Origin of the sequence: Frondihabitans cladoniiphilus (assembly GCF_039544345.1) — a bacterium.
Lineage (GTDB): Bacteria > Actinomycetota > Actinomycetes > Actinomycetales > Microbacteriaceae > Frondihabitans > Frondihabitans cladoniiphilus.
Genome location: NZ_BAABLM010000002.1, coordinates 383,657 through 405,358, shown reverse-complemented (window position 1 = coordinate 405,358; position 21,702 = coordinate 383,657). Strand labels below are relative to the sequence as shown.

The 21,702-nt window shown below is 69.2% G+C and carries 20 protein-coding genes; 12 read left to right on the top strand and 8 right to left on the bottom strand.

The features are described from left to right. Nucleotides 1-12 precede the first annotated feature (12 nt). The gene (gene trhA, locus ABEA39_RS06905) at nt 13-669 is read right to left on the bottom strand and encodes a PAQR family membrane homeostasis protein TrhA (RefSeq protein WP_345374711.1); all 657 of its coding nucleotides are present in this window, start codon (nt 667-669) and stop codon (nt 13-15) included. A 75-nt stretch (nt 670-744) separates the two neighbouring features. Between trhA and ABEA39_RS06900 the strand changes: the two genes are divergently transcribed. The 4 genes from ABEA39_RS06900 (at nt 745) to ABEA39_RS06885 (ending at nt 5,224) form a co-directional block, all read left to right on the top strand. Further along, nucleotides 745-1,545 carry an isoprenyl transferase gene (locus tag ABEA39_RS06900; protein WP_345374708.1) on the top strand — a complete coding sequence of 267 codons (801 nt, stop codon included), beginning with the start codon at nt 745-747 and terminating at the stop codon, nt 1,543-1,545. A 93-nt stretch (nt 1,546-1,638) separates the two neighbouring features. Then, the gene (locus tag ABEA39_RS06895) at nt 1,639-2,766 is read left to right on the top strand and encodes an aminotransferase class V-fold PLP-dependent enzyme (protein ID WP_345374706.1); all 1,128 of its coding nucleotides are present in this window, start codon (nt 1,639-1,641) and stop codon (nt 2,764-2,766) included. A 268-nt stretch (nt 2,767-3,034) separates the two neighbouring features. Further along, nucleotides 3,035-4,402: a PhoH family protein gene (locus tag ABEA39_RS06890; RefSeq protein ID WP_345374704.1), complete on the top strand. Its 1,368-nt coding sequence runs from the start codon at nt 3,035-3,037 to the stop codon at nt 4,400-4,402. A 183-nt stretch (nt 4,403-4,585) separates the two neighbouring features. Continuing rightward, a complete protein-coding gene (locus ABEA39_RS06885; RefSeq protein WP_345374702.1) occupies nt 4,586-5,224 on the top strand; it encodes a prepilin peptidase in 639 nt (212 codons plus the stop codon). Nucleotides 5,225-5,404: 180 nt separating this feature from the next. On the opposite strand, the gene ABEA39_RS06880 is transcribed toward ABEA39_RS06885, so the two are convergent. The 5 genes from ABEA39_RS06880 to xseA form a co-directional block, all read right to left on the bottom strand. Next, on the bottom strand, nt 5,405-6,778 hold the full coding sequence (locus tag ABEA39_RS06880) for a class II fumarate hydratase (protein ID WP_345375306.1): 1,374 nt from the start codon (nt 6,776-6,778) through the stop codon (nt 5,405-5,407). A 139-nt stretch (nt 6,779-6,917) separates the two neighbouring features. After that, nucleotides 6,918-7,520: a carbonic anhydrase gene (locus ABEA39_RS06875; protein WP_345375303.1), complete on the bottom strand. Its 603-nt coding sequence runs from the start codon at nt 7,518-7,520 to the stop codon at nt 6,918-6,920. An 83-nt stretch (nt 7,521-7,603) separates the two neighbouring features. Then, nucleotides 7,604-8,263 carry a DUF4245 domain-containing protein gene (locus ABEA39_RS06870; protein ID WP_345374700.1) on the bottom strand — a complete coding sequence of 220 codons (660 nt, stop codon included), beginning with the start codon at nt 8,261-8,263 and terminating at the stop codon, nt 7,604-7,606. Next, complete coding sequence (locus ABEA39_RS06865; RefSeq protein WP_345374698.1) at nt 8,260-8,520, bottom strand: exodeoxyribonuclease VII small subunit; 261 nt, start codon at nt 8,518-8,520, stop codon at nt 8,260-8,262. The genes ABEA39_RS06870 and ABEA39_RS06865 overlap by 4 nt, the downstream gene beginning before the upstream one ends. A gap of 9 nt (nt 8,521-8,529) precedes the next feature. Beyond that, nucleotides 8,530-9,783: an exodeoxyribonuclease VII large subunit gene (gene xseA, locus ABEA39_RS06860; RefSeq protein ID WP_345374696.1), complete on the bottom strand. Its 1,254-nt coding sequence runs from the start codon at nt 9,781-9,783 to the stop codon at nt 8,530-8,532. A 59-nt stretch (nt 9,784-9,842) separates the two neighbouring features. Here xseA and ABEA39_RS06855 point away from each other — a divergent pair, with 59 nt between their 5' ends. Together ABEA39_RS06855 and ABEA39_RS06850 are read left to right on the top strand one after the other, a co-directional pair. Beyond that, nucleotides 9,843-10,907: a 4-hydroxy-3-methylbut-2-enyl diphosphate reductase gene (locus ABEA39_RS06855; RefSeq protein ID WP_345375301.1), complete on the top strand. Its 1,065-nt coding sequence runs from the start codon at nt 9,843-9,845 to the stop codon at nt 10,905-10,907. Then, the gene (locus tag ABEA39_RS06850; protein ID WP_345374694.1) at nt 10,904-11,560 is read left to right on the top strand and encodes a DUF6264 family protein; all 657 of its coding nucleotides are present in this window, start codon (nt 10,904-10,906) and stop codon (nt 11,558-11,560) included. Before ABEA39_RS06855 ends, ABEA39_RS06850 begins: the two co-directional genes overlap by 4 nt. A 91-nt stretch (nt 11,561-11,651) precedes the next feature. Here ABEA39_RS06850 and fbaA read toward each other — a convergent pair whose 3' ends face one another. Next, nucleotides 11,652-12,680, bottom strand: coding sequence for a class II fructose-bisphosphate aldolase (gene fbaA, locus ABEA39_RS06845; RefSeq protein WP_345374692.1), 1,029 nt, complete (start codon nt 12,678-12,680; stop codon nt 11,652-11,654). Nucleotides 12,681-12,813: 133 nt separating this feature from the next. Between fbaA and glpX the strand changes: the two genes are divergently transcribed. Then, the gene (gene glpX, locus ABEA39_RS06840; protein ID WP_345374690.1) at nt 12,814-13,797 is read left to right on the top strand and encodes a class II fructose-bisphosphatase; all 984 of its coding nucleotides are present in this window, start codon (nt 12,814-12,816) and stop codon (nt 13,795-13,797) included. A 61-nt stretch (nt 13,798-13,858) separates the two neighbouring features. Here the strand turns inward: glpX and ABEA39_RS06835 are convergent, their stop codons facing one another. Then, the gene (locus ABEA39_RS06835; protein WP_345374688.1) at nt 13,859-15,094 is read right to left on the bottom strand and encodes a DNA recombination protein RmuC; all 1,236 of its coding nucleotides are present in this window, start codon (nt 15,092-15,094) and stop codon (nt 13,859-13,861) included. 207 nt (nt 15,095-15,301) lie between these two features. Here ABEA39_RS06835 and iolC point away from each other — a divergent pair, with 207 nt between their 5' ends. The 5 genes from iolC to iolD are packed head-to-tail and all read left to right on the top strand — an operon-like array spanning nt 15,302 to nt 21,679. Then, entirely contained in the window at nt 15,302-16,270 is a 969-nt protein-coding gene (gene iolC / locus ABEA39_RS06830; RefSeq protein WP_345374686.1) for a 5-dehydro-2-deoxygluconokinase, read from the top strand. Next, nucleotides 16,263-17,168 carry a class I fructose-bisphosphate aldolase gene (locus ABEA39_RS06825; protein WP_345374684.1) on the top strand — a complete coding sequence of 302 codons (906 nt, stop codon included), beginning with the start codon at nt 16,263-16,265 and terminating at the stop codon, nt 17,166-17,168. Before iolC ends, ABEA39_RS06825 begins: the two co-directional genes overlap by 8 nt. A 30-nt stretch (nt 17,169-17,198) precedes the next feature. Beyond that, on the top strand, nt 17,199-18,728 hold the full coding sequence (locus ABEA39_RS06820) for a CoA-acylating methylmalonate-semialdehyde dehydrogenase (protein WP_345374682.1): 1,530 nt from the start codon (nt 17,199-17,201) through the stop codon (nt 18,726-18,728). 54 nt (nt 18,729-18,782) lie between these two features. Then, nucleotides 18,783-19,772, top strand: a complete 990-nt coding sequence (gene iolB, locus ABEA39_RS06815) for a 5-deoxy-glucuronate isomerase (protein WP_345374680.1) — start codon at nt 18,783-18,785, stop codon at nt 19,770-19,772. Continuing rightward, the gene (gene iolD / locus ABEA39_RS06810) at nt 19,769-21,679 is read left to right on the top strand and encodes a 3D-(3,5/4)-trihydroxycyclohexane-1,2-dione acylhydrolase (decyclizing) (protein WP_345374678.1); all 1,911 of its coding nucleotides are present in this window, start codon (nt 19,769-19,771) and stop codon (nt 21,677-21,679) included. Before iolB ends, iolD begins: the two co-directional genes overlap by 4 nt. The last annotated feature ends 23 nt before the right edge of the window (nt 21,680-21,702 follow it).

Below are 21,702 nucleotides of genomic sequence, written 5' to 3'. Positions count from 1 at the left end.
CGCGTGCGACCGCTAGCCGAAGGCGGGCGGCGCCACCGCCACCAGCAGCACCGCCGTCCAGTGGCAGAGGAACGCCACGACGGTCAGGGCGTGGAAGACCTCGTGGAACCCGAACACCCCGGCAATGGGGTTGGGCTCCTTCAAGGCGTAGACGAGTGCGCCCACGATGTAGAGCAGACCCCCGACGAGCACGAGGATGAGCGTGGCCGGGTCGGCCCGGAAGATGTCCTTCACGAAGACCAGGGCTCCGACTCCGAGCAGCACGTAGAGCGGCACGTAGAGCCAGCGCGGCGCCCCCGTGAAGAACACCCGGAACGCGATGCCGAAGACGGCTCCCGTCCAGACCAGCACCAGCAGAATCGTGGACTTCGGCTGCGGCAGCGTCAGGACGGCGATCGGCGTGTAGGTCCCTGCGATCAGCAGGAAGATGTTCGAGTGGTCGAGCCTCTTGAGCAGCAGCTTCGTGCGGGGGCTCCAGGTGAAGCGGTGGTACGTGGCCGAGACGCCGAACAGCAGGAGCGACGACGCCGCGTAGATCGACGACGAGACCTTCGCCGGCGTGCCGTGGGCCAGGGTCACGAGGACGACTCCGAGAGCGAGGGCGACGGGCACCGTGCCCGCGTGGATCCAGCCGCGCCAGGTGGGCTTCACTTCGAGAACGGCCGTCATCTGTCGAAGTGTAGGGGGAAGGTGCCGGAAGTCGACCCGAGCATCCTCACCGCTTCGAGGGGCTAGCGTGGGTTCGTGGCGAACAGGCGAGGCACCCCGGGTGAGACCCCTGTCGGGCGCACCTTCCTCTACGACCTCTACCAGAAGCGCCTGCGCCGAGATCTGACCGGCCGCGAACTGCCGCATCACGTCGCCATGATCGTCGACGGCAATCGCCGGTGGGCGAAGCAGCGGATGCTCGAGACGGCTGCGCACGGTCACCGCGCCGGTGCCGCCAAGATCCGCGAATTCCTCACCTGGTGCGACGATCTCGGCATCAAGGTGGTCACCCTGTACCTGCTGTCGGCCGACAACCTCACCAACCGCGAGGACGCCGAGCTGAACGCTCTCGTCGACATCATCGCCGAGCTGGCCGACGACCTGTCGAAATTCCGCGACTGGCGGGTTCAGCACGTGGGTGCCGACGACGGGCTGCCCGAGCCTCTGGTCGAGTCGCTCCGCCGTGCCCAGTCGTCGACATCCGGGCACTCGGGTCTGCACGTGAACCTCGCCGTCGGCTACGGCGGCCGTCGCGAGATCGCCGACGCCATGCGGAGCATCGTGCGCCACCACGGCGAGAACGGCGGCACGCTCGACGACCTCGCCGAGGTGCTCACGCCCGAGATGATCGCCGACCACCTCTACACCGGTGGTCAGCCCGATCCGGACCTCGTGATCCGCACCTCCGGGGAGCAGCGGCTCAGCGACTTCATGCTGTGGCAGAGCGCCCACAGCGAGTTCTACTTCGTGGAGGCGTTCTACCCCGATCTCCGCGAGGTCGACTTCCTCCGGGCGGTGCGGGATTTCGCCAATCGGCATCGTCGCTACGGGAGCTGAACGGCCGCCCGAGCGACGTGACGACGGCTCAATTCGGGCTCTGGCCTGGCAGTCTGTACGGTTGATGACAGTTCATCAACCCCTGGAGCACCCGTGATCACCATCGACGCCTTCCGCGAAGGGTTCTCCGACGACCCCGGTTACCTCGATTTCGCCTCGTTCGGCCCGATGAGCCGGGCCGTCATCGACGAGCGGACGGCGCTGGGAGAGATCCAGGCCCGAGCGCGCTACGGTGCCGGCGCCGTCTTCGACGAGCAGGACATCCGGGTCCGCGAAGCCGTCCGGGGAATCACAGGATTCTCCACGGAGCAGATCGTCTTCCAGGCCAACGCGTCGATCGGCCTGATGCACACCATGTTCGGGATGAGCGGGCAGGTGCTGTACTCCGCGAGGGAGTATCCGAGCATCCCCCTGTCCGCGCAGCGCGCCGGTCAGTCGCTGGGGCGACTCGACGCCATCACCCTGCAGGCGCCCGGCGGCCTGGTCACGCCCGCAGTCGTCCGCGACAACCTCACGCCCGCGACGACCGCGGTCGCCGTCAGCCTGGTCGACTACCGCACGGGCTACCTCGCCGATCTCGAGGGGATCCGCGAGGTCATCGGCGACCGGATGCTCATCGTCGACGCGATCCAGGGCTTCGGCGTCGTCCAGGCGCCGTACCAGGTGGCCGACGTCGTGGTGGCCGGGGGTCAGAAGTGGCTGCGCGCCGGCTGGGGCACCGGGTTCCTGGCGTTGAGCGACCGTGCCGCGACCGAGCTCGTGCCCCTGTTCAGCGGAGTCACCGGCACGATCGTGCCGATGGGCGCGTCGTACGAAGAGGTGCCGCCGCCGCTGCAGGGCGCCGCCGCCTTCCAGATCACGCGCTCCGACCCGATCGCGCAGGCGGGTTTCGCGACCGCGCTCGAGCGGCTCGCCGAGGTGGGGGTCGCCGAGGTCAACGCCGCGATCGCCGTGACGGTCTCGCGGATCATCGACCTCGCCGACGAGTTCGCGCTCCCGGTCGTGTCACCCCGTGCCGAGACCGAGCGGGCCGGCATCGTCGTGCTCCAGCCCGACTCGGCGCAGGTCACGGCGCTCACGGCGTCGCTGATCAACCACGGGGTCACGGCCACGGTGCGCGACGGCGCCGTCCGGCTGTCGGCGCACGTGTCGACGTCGGAGGAGACCCTCGAGATCCTCCGCGGGGCGTTCACCTCGTTCGCGTCGAGCGCGCAGTACTGAGGCCCGGGGCGGCACGCCCAGAACCCGGGCTCGCGGTCGGGGCGGGCTCGTGCATCCCCCGCTCTCTCGGGCTTTTCCGCGACAGGAGTGACGGGGGTTAATCTGCCCGTAACCCGCCACGGTGTGTCGGATTTGCCGACTGTCAGGGGTGCCGCGTAGCTTCTAGCCATCGGGTAAGGCACCCGGTCGAGACGGCCACGTAAGTTCGTCTTGTTCTTGCTCCATGGCCGTCTTGCGGGAAGGTACCGGGTGCTACACGCATCCGGAGATGGAGTCGGTCGTGACCGCATTCGACGTCACCGCAACCACCAGCGACGAGGCCACGGGGGAGGGGACGCGGGCTGCGACCAAGCAGCGCACGTACGTCCTCGACACGTCGGTGCTCCTCTCCGATCCTCAAGCGATGTTCCGGTTCGACGAGCACGCCGTCGTCCTCCCGGTCGTCGTGATCGGCGAGCTGGAGGGCAAACGCCACGATCCTGAGCTGGGGTACTTCGCGCGGCAGGCCCTGCGGCTGCTCGACGACCTCCGCATCAAATACGAACGTCTCGACTTCCCGGTCGAGGTCGGGCGCGGTGGCTCGCTCCGCGTCGAGCTGAACCACTCCAACATGTCGGTCCTGCCCTCCGGCCTCCAGTTGAACGACAACGACTCGCGCATCCTCGCCGTCGCGTGCAACCTGTCCAACGACGGGCTCGACGTCACGGTCGTCTCGAAAGACCTCCCTCTTCGCGTGAAGGCCGCGTCGATCGGTCTCGCCGCGGAGGAGTACCGCGCCGAGCAGGTCGTCGACTCCGGCTACACCGGCCTCGCCGAGGCCGACATCTCGAGCGAGCAGATGGCCACCCTCTACGAGGAGGAGCGCATCACCACGCGCGCCGCCGAGCAGCCCGTCAACACCGGTCTCGTCCTGCACTCGGATCGCGGCTCGGCCCTCGGCCGCGTGGTCTCGAAGGGCAACGTCCGCTTGGTCCGGGGCGACCGCGACGTCTTCGGCCTCCACGGCCGCTCGGCCCAGCAGCGCCTCGCGATCGACCTCCTGCTCGATCCCGAGGTCGGCATCGTCTCCCTCGGCGGGCGTGCGGGCACCGGCAAGTCGGCGCTCGCCCTCTGCGCCGGCCTCGAAGCGGTGCTCGAGAAGCAGCAGCACAAGAAGATCATGGTGTTCCGGCCGCTCTACGCGGTCGGCGGGCAAGACCTCGGGTTCCTGCCGGGCGACGCCTCCGAGAAGATGAACCCCTGGGCGCAGGCCGTGTTCGACACGCTCGGCGCGATCGTCTCGCAGAACGTCCTCGACGAGGTCGTCGAGCGCGGCATCCTCGAGGTGCTGCCGCTCACGCACATCCGCGGCCGCTCGTTGCACGACGCGTTCGTGATCGTCGACGAGGCGCAGTCGCTCGAGCGCAACGTGCTGCTCACGGTGCTCTCCCGTATCGGGCAGAATTCGCGCGTGGTGCTCACCCACGACGTGGCGCAGCGCGACAACCTCCGCGTCGGACGCCACGACGGTGTCGCCTCGGTGATCGAGACGCTGAAGGGGCACCCGCTGTTCGCCCACGTCACGCTGACCCGTTCCGAGCGGTCGGCGATCGCGGCGCTCGTGACGGAGATGCTCGAGTCGAACGAGCTGGCCTAGCGCGGTTCCGCCGAGCGGCCCCCGCTCGCGCTTCGGTGCGGGTGGGGGCCGTGGTGTGTCGGCTGGGCCTCGTGTGTCGATGGGGTCTCACCTGTTGTCCCCAGGGCGTGTGCCTGCCGACGCTCTCCACGGACCACATGTCGGGGGCGGGTGTGCCCGCTGCGATATCCCTAATCTCGCGGGATGCTCGCCCTCCTCGACACCGTCCTGATCCTCGCTCTGACCGGCCTCGCCTTCGCCGTGCGGGGCCCCGATCCGCTTCTGATCCCCGCACTGTTCGTGGCCGCAGTCACGCCCGCGTTGCTGCGCTCGGATCTCGCACGGCGACGACTGCCCAACGGGATCACCCTGCCCGGGCTCGGCGTGGCAGCCTCGTCGTGCCTCGCGGCCCTCGCAGCGGGGCATGGCGCGGGGGATGCCCTGGCCCCCCTCGCCCTGTCGATCCTCGTCTTCGTGGCCGGTGTCGCGGTCGCCCTTTCCGGCGTCGTGGGTGGTGGCGACGTCAAGCTGGCCGCCCTCCTGGCCGGGGCCGCGTCGGGGCTCGACCCGGGTATCCCCCTGCCTGCGGGCCTCGGGACAGCTGCTGCCGGCGGCGTGGTCGGGCTGTGGCAGGTCGGGCGCCGGTGGCGGACTCGGCTGTCGTCGTCGCCCTCGCCGCCCGGGGTTGCACCGGGTCGGGTGACGCGCGTGACGGTCTCGTCGGCACCCCCTGCGGCACCGCGTTCCGGGGCGCTGCGTCCTGGGGCATCGTGGAGCGTGCCGTACGGGCCGTGCCTCCTGCTCGGCTTCTGGCTCGCGGTGGCCTACGCGGCTCTCGCCTGATGCTGGCTTTCGTTTCCGCCCGATGCCGGCTTTCGCTTTTCAGGAGCCGCCGCGCCCCGCCCGCTCCTGTTCAGGAGAACGAGCGCGGCGCGGCCGGAACTCAGCCCAAAGTCTTGCCCAGGCGCTCACCGCAGGACGCCGGTGGCAGAACTCCTGAGAACCGTCGGCAGAAGGAGCGGCTCAGCCGGGGTGGGTCATGCTGAGCACGTCGAGCGCCTTGTCGAGCTGCTCGAGCGTGACCTCGCCGCGCTCCACGAAGCCGAGGTCGATGACCGACTCGCGCACCGTGAGCTTCGCCGCCACGGAGTGCTTGGCGATCTTCGCGGCGGCCTCGTACCCGACGATGCGGTTGAGCGGAGTGACGATCGACGGCGACGACTCGGCCAGCGCCCGGGCGTGCTCGACGTTCGCGATGAGGCCGTCGACGGCCTTGTCGGCAAGGGCGCGGGTGGCGTTCGACAGGAGGCGGATCGACTCGAGCAGCGCCGTGCCCATGACCGGGATCGCGACGTTGAGCTCGAAGGCGCCCGAGGCACCGGCCCAGGCGATGGTGGCGTCGTTGCCCACGACGCGCGCGCAGACCTGCAACACCGCCTCGGGAATGACGGGATTGACCTTGCCGGGCATGATCGACGAGCCGGGCTGCAGGTCGGGGATGTGCAGTTCGCCGAGGCCGGTGTTCGGCCCGGAGCCCATCCAGCGCAGGTCGTTGTTGATCTTGGTCAGGCTCACGGCGAGGACTCGCAGAGCGCCCGACGCTTCGACGAGCCCGTCGCGGGCCCCCTGCGCTTCGAAGTGGTCCAGAGCCTCGGTGACGGGCAGGCCGCTGTTCGCGGCGAGCTCGGCGATGACCCGCTGCGGGAAGCCCGCGGGGGTGTTGATGCCGGTGCCGGTCGCTGTGCCGCCGAGCGGCACCTCGGAGACCCGGGGGAGCGTCGCGGTGACGCGGTCGATGCCGAGACGGATCTGACGGGCGTAGCCGCCGAACTCCTGCCCGAGGGTGACCGGGGTGGCGTCCATCAGGTGGGTACGGCCCGACTTGACGACCGTTTTCCACTCCTCGGCCTTGCGCTCGAGGGCGAGCGCGAGGTGATCCAGCGCGGGCACGAGATCGTGGAGCAGTGCGCCGGTCACGGCCACGTGCACGGAGGTCGGGAACACGTCGTTCGACGACTGCGAGGCGTTGACGTGGTCGTTGGGATGCACGGGCGAGCCCAGCAGCCCCGAGGCGAGGGTCGCGAGCACCTCGTTCATGTTCATGTTCGACGAGGTGCCGCTGCCCGTCTGGTAGACGTCGACCGGGAACTGATCGTGGTGCGCTCCGTCGATCAGCAACTCGGCCGCCTGCACGATCGCCCGGGCGACGGGGGCGTCGAGGATGCCCAGCTCGCCGTTGACGAGCGCCGCGGCCCGCTTGATGCGTGCGAGGGCCACGATCTGCGCGGCCTCGAGCCCGGTGCCCGAGATGGGGAAGTTCTCGACGGCCCGCTGCGTCTGCGCACTGTAGAGGGCGGATGCGGGCACCCGCACCTCGCCCATCGTGTCGTGCTCGATGCGGTAGTCGCCGTCGACGCCCGAGGGGCTGGTCGTCGTCGATGCTGCCGAGGTGGCTTCGCTGGTACTCACGTCGCTGTGGTCCTTCCAGGGCCGGCCGCAGGCCGGTCGTTCGTCGATTGCGCGGGTGTGCGCGGGTTCAGAGCCGGCCGACCACCGTGTGGGCCTCGACCGTGCCGTTCGCGAGGTCGTAGTTCGCCCCGACGACTGCCAATCTACCGCCGGCGACCGCCTCGGAGATGAGAATCGACCGCTCGAGCAGAGCCCCGACGGAGGCCTCGATGTGAAGGCGTCCGACCTCGCGGGCGTCGAGCGGATCACCGGACGCGCCCTTGTCGGGCAGCTCGCGGTGGGCGCGCTTGACCGACGGGACGATCATGTCGATGACGCGCTGGAGGTAGAAGGTCTGCGGCTCGGAGTTCGCGTCGATCGACGAAATTGCCGCGGCCACGGCCCCGCAGCTGTCGTGGCCGAGGACCACGATGAGGGGGATGCCGAGGACTGCCACCGCGTACTCGAGGGAGCCGAGGTCGGTGTCGCCGACGACCTGGCCGGCATTGCGCACGACGAAGAGGTCGCCGAGGCCGACGTCGAAGATGATCTCGGCGGCGAGACGCGAGTCGGCGCAGCCGAAGAGTGCGGCGATGGGCTGCTGCCCGCCGGAGAGCTCGGCACGGCGGTCGGCGTCCTGGTGGGGATGCTCGGGCCGGTGCTCGACGAAGCGGGCGTTGCCCTGCTGCATCTGCGACCAGGCGTCGCCGGGGGTGACGGTCGGGGTGGTGCTCACGATTCGGTCCTCTTCGGGTAGGGGGCGGGATGCACGGGCTATTTCGTCAGGGTGGCGGACGCCTTCTCGGCCAGCAGGTCGAACTGCTGCGTCGGCGCGGTCCCGGCGAGGATGACGGTGCTCTTGCCGGACGTCGTGACCATCGCGTAGGCCAGGTTGCCGGGATCGTTCTCGGTGCGGCGATCGTAGATGGACCAATCGAGCCCGCCGATCGTGATGCTCGACGTCTGTTTGCCCTGCTGCAACTGGTCGCTGACCCAGGTGCGGTTGGCCTTGATGCCCTGCGTCAGGCCGATGAACGACGTGCCCGGCGTGATGAAGCCGATGTACCAGGTCTGCACGCCGTCGGCGTCGGACTGGGTGATCGTCGCCGAGTTGGACTTCCAGGTCTTCGGCAGGGCGGGAGCGACGAGCGGTTCGGTGACCTGCTGCTGCGCATCGGCCGCGATGCTGCGGTAGTCGACGGTCTTGAGTTCGGATCCGCCGGGGCGCACCACGACCAGGACGAGGAGGATGACCACGCCCACCGACGCGATCAACGACAGGATGAGGTTCTTGCTGGTCTGGTTGAGGCGGTGGTTCCGCGAGCTCGTGGCCTTGCGGAACGCCGTCTCTTCGGGCGTCTCGGGCCGGCCGAGTTCGGCGACGACGCGCGGCGGACGCTGTCGGCCGAGGGGAGGCGGGGGAGTGCCGGTCATGAGGAGGCCCGTTCGGTCTGCGCTCGTTCGGTCTGCGCCCGCTCGTTCTGAGCCCGCCGGGCGTTCTCGAGGCGCTCTTTCGCCCCGAGCAGCCACTCCTCGCAGCGGGCGGCGAGCGATTCGCCGCGCTCCCACAGGGCCAGGGACTGCTCGAGCGTGGAGGAGCCCTGTTCGAGCTCGGCCACGACGGTCACGAGTTCGTCGCGCGCCTGCTCGTAGCTGAGGTCTTTGACGTCGGGAAGAGAGGTCTGGGCCACGGGATGATCCTATCGAGCGGGGGAGGTGGGGTTGCTGGGGAGCCCGTCGACGGGGCCGTCGGACGTGGCGCGCAGGGCTCCGCTGCCCACGGTGACGAGGAGCGCGGTGCCGGCCGGGGCCTCGGCGGCATCGCGCAGGACGGCGCCGGACGGCAGCTGCGCGATCGAATACCCGCGCCGCAGTGTGGACTCGGGGGAGAGTGCCCGGAGATGCCCGGCCAACTCGGAGACGCGGGTCGAGGCGCGTTCGAGAGTGCGGAGGAGGAGCTCTTCGCTGCGAGCGACGTAGCGCACGAGTTCGTCGGCGCGGACGTCGATCAGCGTCTGCGGGTTGGCCAGCACGGGACGGGACCGGAGCTGGACGAGGCGGTCGATCTCGGTGTTCACGAGCCCGGTGAGGCGCATCCCCAACCGGGCCTTGGCCTGTTGCACCTTCTGGAGCTCTTCGCCGACGTCGGGGACGACCCTCTTCGCGGCGTCGGTGGGAGTCGAGGCGCGGAGGTCGGCCACCTCGTCGAGCAGGGGGCGGTCGGCTTCGTGCCCGATTGCGCTGACGATCGGGGTCGTCGCGGCGGCAGCGGCGCGGACGAGGCCCTCGTCGCTGAAGCCGAGGAGGTTCTGGAAGTCGCCGCCGCCGCGCGCCACGATGATGACGTCGACCTCGGGATCGGCGTCGAGACGCTGGAGGGCGGCGGTGACTTCGCCGACCATGCGCTCGCCTTGGACCGCCGCGTGGACGACCTTGAACGTGACCGACGGCCACCGGAGCTGTGCGTTGCGCAGGACGTCTTTCTCGGCGTCGCTGTCTTTGCCCGTGATCAGGCCGATGCACTGGGGGAGGAAGGGCAGACGGCGCTTGCGCTCGGGGGCGAACAGCCCCTCGGCCGTGAGGGTCTGACGCAGGCGCTCGAGGCGCTCGAGCAGATCGCCGAGGCCGACGTGCCGCATGTCGAACACCTGCATGGTGAGCGAGCCGCCCTTGACCCAGTAGTTGGGCTTGATCGCGGCGATGACGCGGTCGCCCTGCTTGAGGTCGACCGGCACCCGGGACCGCACGCTGGACCAGATCGAGAACGACACCGTCGCGTCCATCTCGAGGTCTTTCAACTTGCCGTAGACGTTGCCGCCCGACACGTTCCACTGCGTGATCTCGCCCTCGACCCAAGCGGTGCCGAGACGGTCGATCCAGTCGCGGACCTTGCCCGCGAGAAGGCCCACCGGCCAGGGGGCCTCGGCGGTGGGAGGCGGGGTGACGATGGTCAAGCGGGGCTCCTCCAAGGCTGGCGCGCAGAACGCTCGCCTACAATCGAACCGTGAGCCGTATAACCAATGGCGCTCTCGCCATCGACCTTCCGACACCGCGTGTTCCTGCGGTGCGCAACAGGCTAAAGGATACCCCCGTCATCGGGCGCAAACGCGTGCTCCTGGCGGCCCCCCGCGGCTACTGCGCCGGCGTCGACCGCGCCGTCATCGCCGTCGAGAAGGCCCTCGAGCACTACGGGTCGCCCGTCTACGTGCGCAAGCAGATCGTGCACAACGTCCACGTCGTGTCTACGCTCGAGCAGCAGGGTGCGATCTTCGTCGACGAGGTCGACGAGGTGCCCGAGGGCTCGCACATCGTCTTCAGCGCGCACGGCGTCGCACCCTCCGTCGTGGCCGGCGCCGAGGCACGGGCGCTCCAGACCATCGACGCCACCTGCCCCCTGGTCACCAAGGTGCACCGCGAGGCCGTCCGCTTCGCCAAGCAGGAGCAGCACATCATCCTGATCGGCCATGCCGGGCACGAAGAGGTCGAGGGCACGATGGGCCACGCGCTCGATCGCACCACCCTCGTCCAGAACCCCGACGAGGTCGACCTGCTCGAGATCGACGACCCCGACAACCTCGTCTGGCTCTCGCAGACCACGTTGAGCGTCGACGAGACGATGGAGACCGTCCGTCGTCTCCGCGAGCGGTTCCCGAACATCCAGAACCCCCCGTCCGACGACATCTGCTACGCGACGCAGAACCGCCAGGTCGCGATCAAGAAGGTCGCGAAAGACGCCGACCTCGTCATCGTCGTCGGCAGCGCCAACAGCTCCAACAGCGTGCGTCTCGTCGAGGTCGCCCTCGAGTACGGCGCCAAGGCCGCCTACCGGGTCGACTACTCCTCCGAGATCCAGCAGGAGTGGCTCGACGGCGTCGAGACGGTCGGGGTCACCTCCGGCGCCAGCGTCCCCGAGGTTCTGGTCGACGAGGTCCTCGCCGAGCTCTCCGACGCGGGCTACCTCGACGTCGGCGAGGTCAAGACGGCCGAAGAAGACCTGATGTTCTCGCTGCCGAAAGAGCTGCGCAAAGACTCCTCCGGCAACGAAGACGCGCGGGCGCTCGGCGGCCGCACCCGATGACCGCCGGCGACGACACCCGCGTCGACACCGCAGGCGAGCCGGGGGATGCCCCCGCCGACGACCGTCCGCGCTACGGCGAGCGGGCTCCTGTGCGTCAGGCCCCTCAGTACGGCGAGTACGCGCCACCCGGGTGGGTGAGTCCGGTGCCGGTGCCCGAGCCCTCCTCGGAGGCCGAGCCCGTGCATCCCACGCCCGAAAGGCTCTTCACGCCGGGTGCGCCTCGGGGCTACGACGCGCCGCCGCCGAGCGGTGCCCCCGTTCCCGGAGCGCCGCCGATCGCGTACCGCCGCGGCGGCTTCAACCGTTACGCCACGTATTTCCTGCTCGTCTTCGGTGCCTACGAGGTCGTGAGCGCCGCCGTGACCGCGTCGGGCTTCGCGACGGGGCTCACCCGGCAGTTCGAGAGCCTCGGCTACCTCAAGGGCACGTTCCGCGACCTCGCGGCTCTCCAGACGGTCGGCACGACCAGTGCCGTCGTCTCGATCGTGCTGTTCGCCCTGGCCGCCGTGTGGAGCTTCCGGCGGATGCGGGCCGGCCGCTCGTCGTGGTGGATCCTGTTCGTCGCAGGGGCCGTCGCCAACCTCGGTACCGGCCTCGCCGTCGTCAGCATCGTGATGAACGACCCGTCGTACACGGGGACGCTCGGGTCCTGACCCGGCCGGTGCCGTGACCTGCCGGCGCCGACCCGGCCGGCGCCGACCCGGCCGGCGCTGCCCAGCCTGCGCCGACCCGGCCGCCGTCGAGCTAGCCGGCGCTGTGACCGGCCGAGCCGAGCTGCTTGGTCGCCTCGACGACCCGAGCGGCCATGGCGGTCTCGGCGATCTTGCCCCAGGAACGCGGGTCGTAGACCTTCTTGTTGCCGACCTCGCCGTCGACCTTCAAGAAGCCGTCGTAGTTCTTGAGCACGGTGTCGGCGATCGAGCGGCTGAACGCGTACTGCGTGTCGGTGTCGATGTTCATCTTGACGACACCGTTCGACACGGCCTCGCGGATCTCGGCCTCGGACGAGCCGGAGCCGCCGTGGAAGACGAGGTCGAGCGGCTTCTCTTTCGTGCCGAACCTCTCTTGAATGCCCTGCTGGATCTCGCCGAGCAGCTCGGGGCGCAGCTTGACGTTGCCCGGCTTATAGACGCCGTGGACGTTGCCGAACGTGAGGGCGGCGATGTAGCGGCCGTGCTCGCCCAGGCCGAGCGCTTCGACGACCCGAGTGACGTCGCCGACCGTCGTGTACAGGGCGTCGTTGGTGCCCTCGTGCTGGACGCCGTCCTCTTCGCCGCCGACGACGCCGATCTCGACCTCGAGGATCGCGTTGATCGCCCGGGTGCGCTTGATCATGTCCTCGGCGATCTTGATGTTCTCGTCTAGGGGGACGGCCGAGCCGTCCCACATGTGCGACTGGAAGATCGGGTTGCGGCCGGCCTTGACCTCTTCTTCGGAGGCGGCGATCAGGGGGATGACGAAGCCGTCGAGGGCGTCCTTCGGGCAGTGGTCGGTGTGGAGGGCGACGGTGATCGGGTAGTTCTTGGCCACCTCGGTGGCGAACTTGGCGAACGCGAGGGCGCCCGCGGCGCGGTTCTTGACGGTCTGCCCCGCGAAGTAGTCGGCACCGCCCGTGGTGACCTGGATGATGCCGTCGGACCCCGCCTCGGTCAGACCCTGAAGCACGGCGTTGATCGTCTGCGACGACGACACGTTGATCGCCGGATAGGCGAACCCCTGCGTCTTCGCGCGCTCGAGCATTTCGGCGTACTGGTCCGGCGTGGCGACGGGCATGACTTCTCCTTCGATGACGGGCGCGAGCGTCTTCGCTGACGGGCGCGTTCGACCTCAGCCTAACCACCCCGCGGCGCCCCGTACCGGGTGCCCGCGCGGGCGATTCCGACTCGCTAGTAGAGTTCCGATCATCATGACTAACGAGACGGCTCCCCTCTTCACGAACCCCGACCGCAACCTCGGAATGGAGCTGGTCCGGGCCACCGAAGCGGCGGCGATCCGCGCCGCACCGTGGATCGGCCGCGGCGAGAAGAACCTCGCCGACGGCGCGGCCGTCGACGCGATGCGGAAGTTCCTGGGCACCGTCGATTTCGACGGCGTCGTCGTCATCGGCGAGGGCGAGAAGGACGAAGCGCCGATGCTCTTCAACGGCGAGCACGTCGGCACCGGCAACGGCGGCGCGTTCGACATCGCGGTCGACCCGATCGACGGCACCTCGCTGACGGCCACGGGGCGTCAGAACGCGGTCTCGGTCATCGCCGTGTCCGACCGCGGCACCATGTACGACCCCTCCGCCGTCTTCTACATGGACAAGATCGTCACCGGCCCGGAGGGCCTCGGCGTCATCGACCTGGACAAGCCGATCGCCGAGAACATCCGGGCGCTCGCCAAGGCCAAGGGCGTGCCCGTCGACCAGATGGTCGTCGCGGTCCTCGACCGTCCGCGGCACAAGCAGCTCATCTCCGACATCCGTGCCGCCGGAGCGGGTACCCGCCTCCTCCTCGACGGCGACGTGGCCGGTGGCATCAATGCCGCCATGCCCGACTCGCGTATCGACATGTGCGTCGGCACCGGAGGCACACCGGAGGGCATCATCACGGCGTGCGCGATCAAGGCTCTCGGAGGTCTGATCCAGGGTCGTCTCGCCCCGAAGGACAGCGTCGAGCGTCAGCGCGCCATCGACGCCGGCCACGACCTCAACCGCGTGCTCGACCAGAACGACCTCGTCACCGGCGACAACACCTACTTCGTCGCCACCGGCGTGACCGACGGTGGCCTCGTCGCCGGAGTCAGCCGCAAGAACGGATTCATCCGCACCGAGAGCCTCGTGCTGCGGTCGCACTCGGGCACGCAGCGCCGCGTCGTGGCGGACCACCTCGAGTCGAAGTGGCTCTGACCCTCCGGTCGTGACGCCGTCGGCGGTGCTCTGAGTCGGCGCTCTGAGTCAGCGCTCTGAGTCAGCGCTGCTCGGCCGCCGCGCGGTCGAGCTCCACCCGGAGCTCGACCGCGGTCAGGTCGCGGGGGAGGTCTTCGATCGGCGAGGACGCTGCGATGACCGTGGCCTCGTCGAGCAGGCTGAGGCGCCGCGCCGACGGGAGCACCGTGCGTTCGAGCGAGCCCACGAACCGGTTGTAGTCGACCACGGAGCCCCGGAGCGATCGGCCGAGCTTGTCGACGTGGGTCGCCATCGTCGAGATGCGGCCGTAGAGCTCGCGGCTCAGGTCGAAGAGCTGCTTGGCCTCCTGCGTGACGACGTCTTGCTGCCAGCTGAACGCGACCGTCTTGAGGACGGACCAGAGTGTGACCGGCGAGGCCAGGGCGATGCGCTTCTGGAACGCGTAGTCCATGATGCCCGGGTCGGCTTCGAGGGCCGACGACACCAGGGACTCGCTGGGGATGAACGCGATGGTGAGTTCGGGGGAGGAGTCGAGGCCCGCCCAATAGGTCTTGGCCGACAGGGTGTCGATGTGGGCGCGGACGGCCTTGACGTGCTCGCGCAGGAACGCCGAGCGGCGGGCCGCCTCGGCGCCGGTGGCCGTGGCCGGGATGGCCGAGGCCTCGAGGTAGGCCGAGAACGGCACCTTGGCGTCGACGGCGATGTTCTTGCCCCCGGGCAGGTGCACGACCATGTCGGGGCGGCCCGCGCCGGCGTCGCTCTGGATGCTCGTCTGGACGTCGAAGTCGACTCTCTCGATCAGGCCGGCGGCCTGCACGACGTTGCGGAGCTGCGTCTCGCCCCAGACGCCTCGGGTGCTGTTCGACTTGAGGGCCGCGGCGAGCGACTCCGCCGTGCTGCGAAGCCGCTCTTCGGACTCGGCCGCGGCGCGGAGCTGTTCGCTGAGCTCGCCGTGCTGGCGGAGCCGCTGCTCTTCGAGCTCGGCCACTTTGAGCTGGACGGCCCGGAGGCTCTCGGCGACAGGGCTCAGAGCCGTGAGGACGCGGCCGTCGGTCGAGGTGCGCCGGGTCTCGGCCTCGGCGACCGCGATGAGACGGTCGTGCAGCTCGTCGATCCGCTCCTCCTGCTGCTCGAGCTGCCGGGCGTGCAGACCCTCCTGGGCGGCCAGGCGTTCGCGGAGTCCATCGACGGTGGAATCGGCACCGGCGAGGCGGGCCCGACCCAGGACGAGACCGACGACGGCACCAACGAGGAGGCCGAGGACGAGGCCGAGCAGGAGAGCGAGGACGGGAGACATGGGAGGAGTCTGGCAGGGGCCTCCGACATCGACGGGGAGCGCGCATCCCCGTTCTCGAAGTCGCCCTGTCGGCTGGTCAGACGACTGCGATACGATTCCCTGCGAACCCTGAGACTTAATGTCCTGACATTAAGGCAAGGTACGTGTACGCTCGATCTCGACAGGCACCAGCACGGCTCTCCAGCACAGAAAGTTGTACAGCGGAGTATGACGCAGACACCGAAATCTTCCCCCTACGACGTCGTGACCATGGGTCGCATCGGCGTCGACATCTACCCCCAGCAGGCCGGGGTCCCCCTCGAAGACGTCGAGACGTTCTCGAAGTCGGTCGGAGGCAGCGCGACCAACGTCGCCATCGCCGCCAGTCGGTACGAGCACAGCGCCGCTGTGATCACCCGCACGGGGGCCGACCCCTTCGGTCGCTACGTCGTGAAGGAGCTCGACCGCCTCGGCGTCTCGACCGAGTTCATCTCGACCGTCGAGGGTCTGAACACCCCCGTCACCTTCTGCGAGATCTTCCCCCCGGACGACTTCCCGCTGTACTTCTACCGGGCGCCCAAGGCCCCCGACCTGATGATCACGGCGAAGACGCTCGACCTCGCCGCCATCGAGCAGGCCGGCATCTTCTGGACGACCGTCACCGGCCTCTCCGAGGAGCCGAGCCGCCAGGCGCACCACATCGCCTACCAGGCCCGCGGTCGCCGCCCGCTGACGATCCTCGACCTCGACTACCGGCCGATGTTCTGGTCGTCGCCCGAGGTCGCCACCCGCGAGGTCGGCAAGGCCCTCGAGCACGTCACCGTCGCCGTGGGCAACAAAGAGGAGTGCGAGATCGCCGTCGGCGAGACCGAGCCCCTCCGCGCGGCCGACGCCCTGCTCGAGCGCGGCGTCGAACTCGCCATCGTGAAGATGGGCCCCAAGGGCGTCCTCGCCAAGACGGCGGACGAGTCGATCGAGGTGCCGGCCCACCTGGTCAAGGTCATCAACGGCCTCGGCTCGGGCGACGGCTTCGGCGGTGCCCTCTGCCACGGTCTCCTCCAGGGCTGGCCCCTCGAGAAGATCCTTCGTTTCGCCAACGCCGCGGGCGGCATCGTCGCCACGCGCTTCGAATGCTCGACCGCGATGCCGACGACGGCCGAGGTCGAGGCCATCCTGGAGGAGGCCCTTCATGTCTGAGATCGACATCGCCCGACTGCGTGAGATCCGTGCCAACGACCCCGAGGCGATCGGAACCGCTCTGGCGGCCCGTCGTCGCCGGCCCGTCCTCGAAGGCGACGGCAAGCTGTTCATCGTCGCCGCCGACCACACCGCCCGCGGTGCCCTCGGGGTCCGGGGCGACTCGCTCGCCATGTCCGACCGGGGCGAACTGCTCCGCCGCCTCGTCGTCGCCCTCGGCCGCCCCGGCGTCGACGGCGTGCTCGGCACGCCCGACATCCTCGAAGACCTCGCTCTCCTTGGGGCCCTCGACGACAAGGTCGTGGTCGGCTCGATGAACCGCGGCGGTCTGCAGGGCGCGACGTTCGAGATGGACGACCGCTTCACCGCGTACTCGGCGCAGGGAATCGTCAACGCCGGCTTCGACTTCGCCAAGCTGCTGGTCCGCATCAACCTCTCCGACGCCGGCACGGCCGACACCATCGAGGCCACGGCTCACGCCGTCAGCGAGTCGGCCGCTCTCAAGCTGCCCATCATGCTCGAGCCGTTCGTCTCCGACTGGGTCGACGGGCGCATCCTCAACGACCTCTCGACGGAGGCCGTCATCAAGTCGGTCGCCATCGCCTCGGGTCTCGGCGAGTCCACGGCCTACAGCTGGCTGAAGCTCCCCGTCGTGGACGACATGGAGCGCGTCATGGCCGCGACGACCCTGCCGACGCTGCTCCTCGGCGGCGACCCGGCCGAGAAGCCCCTCGAGACGTACGCCAAGTGGGCGGAAGCCCTCAGCCAGCCCGGTGTCCGCGGCCTCACGGTCGGGCGCACCCTGCTCTACCCGCCGGATGACGACGTCGAAGGCGCGGTCGACATCGCTGCCGGCCTCGTCCACGCGTCGCAGCCGGCACAGACCCTGAACGCATAGTTCCCTCCGAAGACACGAAAGAAGACGCAGATGACCACCACCGCTCCCTCGACGCCGTCGAGCAGCACCGAGATCCCGACCATCGACCACTGGATCGACGGCAAGCGCGTCGCCGGCACGTCGGGTCGCACCAGCCCGGTCTTCGACCCGGCTCTCGGCATCGCGACGAAGAACGTCGCGCTCGCCAGCCAGGAAGAGATCGACGCCGCCATCGCCAGCGCCAAGAAGGCCTTCCCGAAGTGGCGCGACCTGTCGATCACCAAGCGCCAGCAGATCATGTTCAAGTTCCGCGAGCTGGTGAACGAGCGCAAGGGCGAGCTCGCCGAGATCCTCACCGCCGAACACGGCAAGGTCATCTCCGACTCCCTTGGCGAGATCCAGCGCGGCCTCGAGGTCCTCGAGCTCGCCACGGGCTTCCCGTCGATCATCAAGGGCGACTTCTCCCAGCAGGTCTCGACCGGCGTCGACGTGTACTCGACCAAGTCGCCCCTCGGCGTCGTGGGCATCATCAGCCCGTTCAACTTCCCCGTCATGGTGCCGATGTGGTTCTTCCCCATCGCCATCGCCGTCGGCAACACCGTCGTGCTCAAGCCCAGCGAGAAGGACCCGTCGTCGAGCATCTTCCTCGCCGAGCTCTTCAAGGAGGCCGGTCTCCCCGACGGCGTCTTCACCGTCCTCCAGGGCGACAAGCTCGCCGTCGACGGCCTGCTGAACAGCCCCGACGTCGCTTCGATCTCGTTCGTCGGATCGACGCCGATCGCGAAGTACATCTACGAGACCGCGGCCAAGAACGGCAAGCGCGTCCAGGCCCTCGGTGGCGCCAAGAACCACATGCTGGTCCTCCCCGACGCGGACCTCGACCTCGTCGCCGACTCCGCCATCAACGCCGGCTTCGGCTCGGCGGGTGAGCGCTGCATGGCGATCAGCGTGCTCGTCGCCGTGGGCGACGTGGCCGACAAGGTCATCCCGATGATCAAGGACCGCATGGGCAAGCTCGTCATCGGCGACGGTCGTCGCTCCTGCGACATGGGCCCGCTCGTCACCGAGCAGCACCGCGACAAGGTCGCCTCCTACGTCGACATCGCCATCGAAGACGGAGCAGAGGTCGTCGTCGACGGCCGCGGCATCAAGGTCGACGGCGACGAGAACGGCTTCTGGTTCGGCCCGACCCTCATCGACAAGGTGCCGCTCACGAGCCGCGTCTACACCGAGGAGATCTTCGGCCCGGTCCTCTCCGTCGTCCGCGTCGACACCTACGAAGAGGGCGTCGAGCTCATCAACTCCGGTGCGTTCGGCAACGGCACCGCGATCTTCACGAACGACGGCGGCGCCGCCCGTCGCTTCCAGAACGAGATCGAGGTCGGCATGATCGGCATCAACGTGCCGATCCCCGTCCCGGTGGCCTACTACTCGTTCGGTGGCTTCAAGGACTCGATCTTCGGAGACTCGAAGGCCTACGGCATGCAGGGCTTCCACTTCTTCACTCGCGAGAAGGCCATCACCTCGCGCTGGTCGGACCCGTCGCACGGCGGCATCAACCTGGGCTTCCCCCAGGCCTGAGCCCCCGACGACCGCCCGATCCACCGCACCACCCGATACCGAGGTCCGCACCCCATGTCCGCACGTTCTTCGTCCGAAACCGAACCGCAGTGGTTCTTCCCCCGTTCCTCCCTCGCCCGTCAGGGCTGGGAGAGCGTGGTGGACGACACCCTCGAGGGCTGGCAGTACACCGGCATCCGAGTCGGCGACCTGACCGGCACCGAGCTCGTGCTCGACGCCGCGAAGACCGAGCGCATGGTCGTCCCCCTCACCGGAGACGTCCGGATCTCGTGGGCTCGCGGTGACGAGAGCGGCACGATCGAGTTGGCCGGCCGCGCATCGGTCTTCGACGGACCGCCAGACGTCGCGTACCTCGGCATCGACACCTCGGCGACCCTGACCGGCTCCGGCCGCGTCGGGGTGGCCGAGGCCCCGGCCACCGAGACCCTCGACGTCCAGGTCCTCCGCAAGGCCGAAATCCCGGTCGAGATCCGCGGAGCCGGCCGCTCCACCCGTCAGGTGCACAACTACGGCACCCCCGCGGGGCTCCACGCACAGAAGCTCATCGTCTGCGAGGTCATCACGCCGGCCGAGAACTGGTCGTCGTTCCCTGCGCACAAGCACGACGAGGCGATCGAGGGCAAGGAGTCCCGGCTCGAGGAGATCTACTACTTCGAGTCCGAGGTCTCTCGCGGTACGAACGCCCCGAGCGAGGCCGAGCCGTTCGGCATGTTCGCGACCTACTCGTCGCCGGCCGGCGACATCGACATCAACGCGCTCGTGCACACCGGCGACATCGCCCTCGTGCCGTACGGTTACCACGGCCCCGCCGTCGCGGCCCCCGGCTACGACCTCTACTACCTCAACGTCATGGCGGGCCCCGACCCCGAGCGGGTCTGGAACATCAGCGACGATCCCGCTCACGGCTGGGTCCGCGACGTGTGGGCGACGCAAGAGCCCGATCCCCGTCTGCCGTACTCCGAAGAGGTCGCCACCGGCGGCTCCGGCAGTACCGCCACCACCGAAGACTCCAGCAGCACCCCCTCGAAAGGACAGCGTCGATGACGACGAGCACCACCACCAAGCGACTCACCGTGGGCCAGGCCCTCGTGGAGTTCCTCGCCAACCAGTGGACCGTCGACGGCGACATCCGCGAGCGCACCATCGTGGGCACGTTCGGCATCTTCGGTCACGGCAACGTGGCGGGTGTCGGCCAGGCGCTGAAGCAGTACCACGTCGACCACCCCGGCCTCATGCCCTATCACCAGGCCCGCAACGAGCAGGGCATGGTCCACGAGGCCGTCGGCTACGCGCGCATGCACCGTCGCCGCGGCACGTTCGCGGCCACCGCCTCGGTCGGTCCCGGCGCCGCCAACATGCTGACGGCGGCCGCCCTCGCGACCACCAACCGCCTCCCCGTGCTGCTGCTGCCCAGCGACACCTTCGCCACGCGCGTCTCCGATCCCGTGCTCCAGCAGATCGAGCAGCCGCACGACACCAGTGTTCAGGTGACCGACGCATTCCGTCCGCTCTCGAAGTTCTTCGACCGCGTCGACCGTCCCGAGAAGCTGTTCTCGATCGCCCTGGCCGCCCTGCGCGTTCTCACCGACCCGACCGAGACCGGCGCCGTGACCATCGCGCTGCCCGAAGACGTCCAGGCCGAAGAGCTCGACGTGCCGCTCGAGTTCCTCCAGCCGCGCGAATGGCACATCCGTCGTCCGCTCCCCGAGGCGGGCCCCCTGGCCCGTGCCGTCGAGGCCATCAAGGGCGCCAAGCGTCCGTTCATCGTCGCCGGCGGCGGGGTGCTGTACTCCGACGCCGAGCACGAGCTCCGCGCCTTCGCCGAATCAACCGGCATCCCGGTCGGCACGAGCCAGGCCGGCGGAGGAGCGCTCCTCTGGGACGACCCGCAGTACCTCGGCGGCGTCGGCGCCACCGGAACGCTCGCTGCCAACGCCCTCGCAGGCGAGGCCGACGTCGTCATCGGCATCGGCACCCGCTACAGCGACTTCACCACGGCGAGCCGCACCGTCTTCCAAGACGCGGACGTCAAGTTCGTCAACGTCAACGTCGCCTCCTTCGACGCCTACAAGCACGGCTCGCAGCTCCCGATCATCGCCGACGCGCGCGAGGCCATCTCGGCCCTGTCCAGCGCCCTCAGCGACTTCCACGTCGACGCCTCCTACACCGAGCGCATCGCCGCCGAGAAGTCCTCGTGGGACGACCTGGTAGACGAGGCCTTCCTCCCGTCGCACCTGGCCCTGCCCGGCCAGCCCGAGATCATCGGCGCCGTCCAGGCCGCCAGCGACCCGACCGACGTCGTCGTCCAGGCCGCGGGCTCGCTGCCGGGCGACCTGCACAAGCTCTGGCGGGTGCGCGACGCCCTGGGCTATCACGTCGAGTACGCGTTCTCCTGCATGGGTTACGAGATCGCCGGCGGTCTCGGTGCCAAGCGCGGGGCACCCGAGCGCGACGTCATCGTCATGGTCGGCGACGGTTCGTACCTCATGCTCAACACCGAGCTCGTCACAGCGGTCGCCGAGGGCATCAAGATCATCATCGTGCTGATCCAGAACCAGGGCTACGCCTCGATCGGCCATCTCTCCGAGACGGTGGGATCCGAGAGGTTCGGCACGCTCTATCGCAAGATGGACCCCGAGACCCTCGACTTCCAGGGCACCGAGATCCTGCCCGTCGACCTCGCGGCCAACGCGCGCAGCTACGGCATCGACGTCATCGAGATCGCCCCCGAAGCGGACGCCATCGACGCCCTCTCGGCGGCTCTCGCGACGGCCAAGGCCAGCACCACCTCGACCCTCATCCACATCAACAGCGACCCCCTGATCTACGCCCCGGACGGCGAAGGTTGGTGGGACGTCCCCGTTGCCCAGACCTCGACCCTGCCCAGCACGCAGAAAGCGCGTGAAGAGTACCTCGTCGAAAAAGCCAAGCAGCTTCCCCTGCTCGGCTAGCTCCACACACACCAACACGCCGT

Excerpts from the sequence above, each read along its gene's own strand:
- glpX (WP_345374690.1), top strand. The coding sequence starts at position 12,814 with ATGACTAACGAGACGGCTCCCCTCTTCACGAACCCCGACCGCAACCTC.
- fbaA (WP_345374692.1), bottom strand. The coding sequence starts at position 12,680 with ATGCCCGTCGCCACGCCGGACCAGTACGCCGAAATGCTCGAGCGCGCG.
- iolC (WP_345374686.1), top strand. The coding sequence starts at position 15,302 with ATGACGCAGACACCGAAATCTTCCCCCTACGACGTCGTGACCATGGGT.
- ABEA39_RS06835 (WP_345374688.1), bottom strand. The coding sequence starts at position 15,094 with ATGTCTCCCGTCCTCGCTCTCCTGCTCGGCCTCGTCCTCGGCCTCCTC.
- ABEA39_RS06890 (WP_345374704.1), top strand. The coding sequence starts at position 3,035 with ATGGAGTCGGTCGTGACCGCATTCGACGTCACCGCAACCACCAGCGAC.
- iolD (WP_345374678.1), top strand. The coding sequence starts at position 19,769 with ATGACGACGAGCACCACCACCAAGCGACTCACCGTGGGCCAGGCCCTC.
- iolB (WP_345374680.1), top strand. The coding sequence starts at position 18,783 with ATGTCCGCACGTTCTTCGTCCGAAACCGAACCGCAGTGGTTCTTCCCC.
- ABEA39_RS06870 (WP_345374700.1), bottom strand. The coding sequence starts at position 8,263 with ATGACCGGCACTCCCCCGCCTCCCCTCGGCCGACAGCGTCCGCCGCGC.
- ABEA39_RS06820 (WP_345374682.1), top strand. The coding sequence starts at position 17,199 with ATGACCACCACCGCTCCCTCGACGCCGTCGAGCAGCACCGAGATCCCG.
- ABEA39_RS06875 (WP_345375303.1), bottom strand. The coding sequence starts at position 7,520 with ATGCAGCAGGGCAACGCCCGCTTCGTCGAGCACCGGCCCGAGCATCCC.
- ABEA39_RS06825 (WP_345374684.1), top strand. The coding sequence starts at position 16,263 with ATGTCTGAGATCGACATCGCCCGACTGCGTGAGATCCGTGCCAACGAC.
- ABEA39_RS06850 (WP_345374694.1), top strand. The coding sequence starts at position 10,904 with ATGACCGCCGGCGACGACACCCGCGTCGACACCGCAGGCGAGCCGGGG.
- ABEA39_RS06885 (WP_345374702.1), top strand. The coding sequence starts at position 4,586 with ATGCTCGCCCTCCTCGACACCGTCCTGATCCTCGCTCTGACCGGCCTC.
- trhA (WP_345374711.1), bottom strand. The coding sequence starts at position 669 with ATGACGGCCGTTCTCGAAGTGAAGCCCACCTGGCGCGGCTGGATCCAC.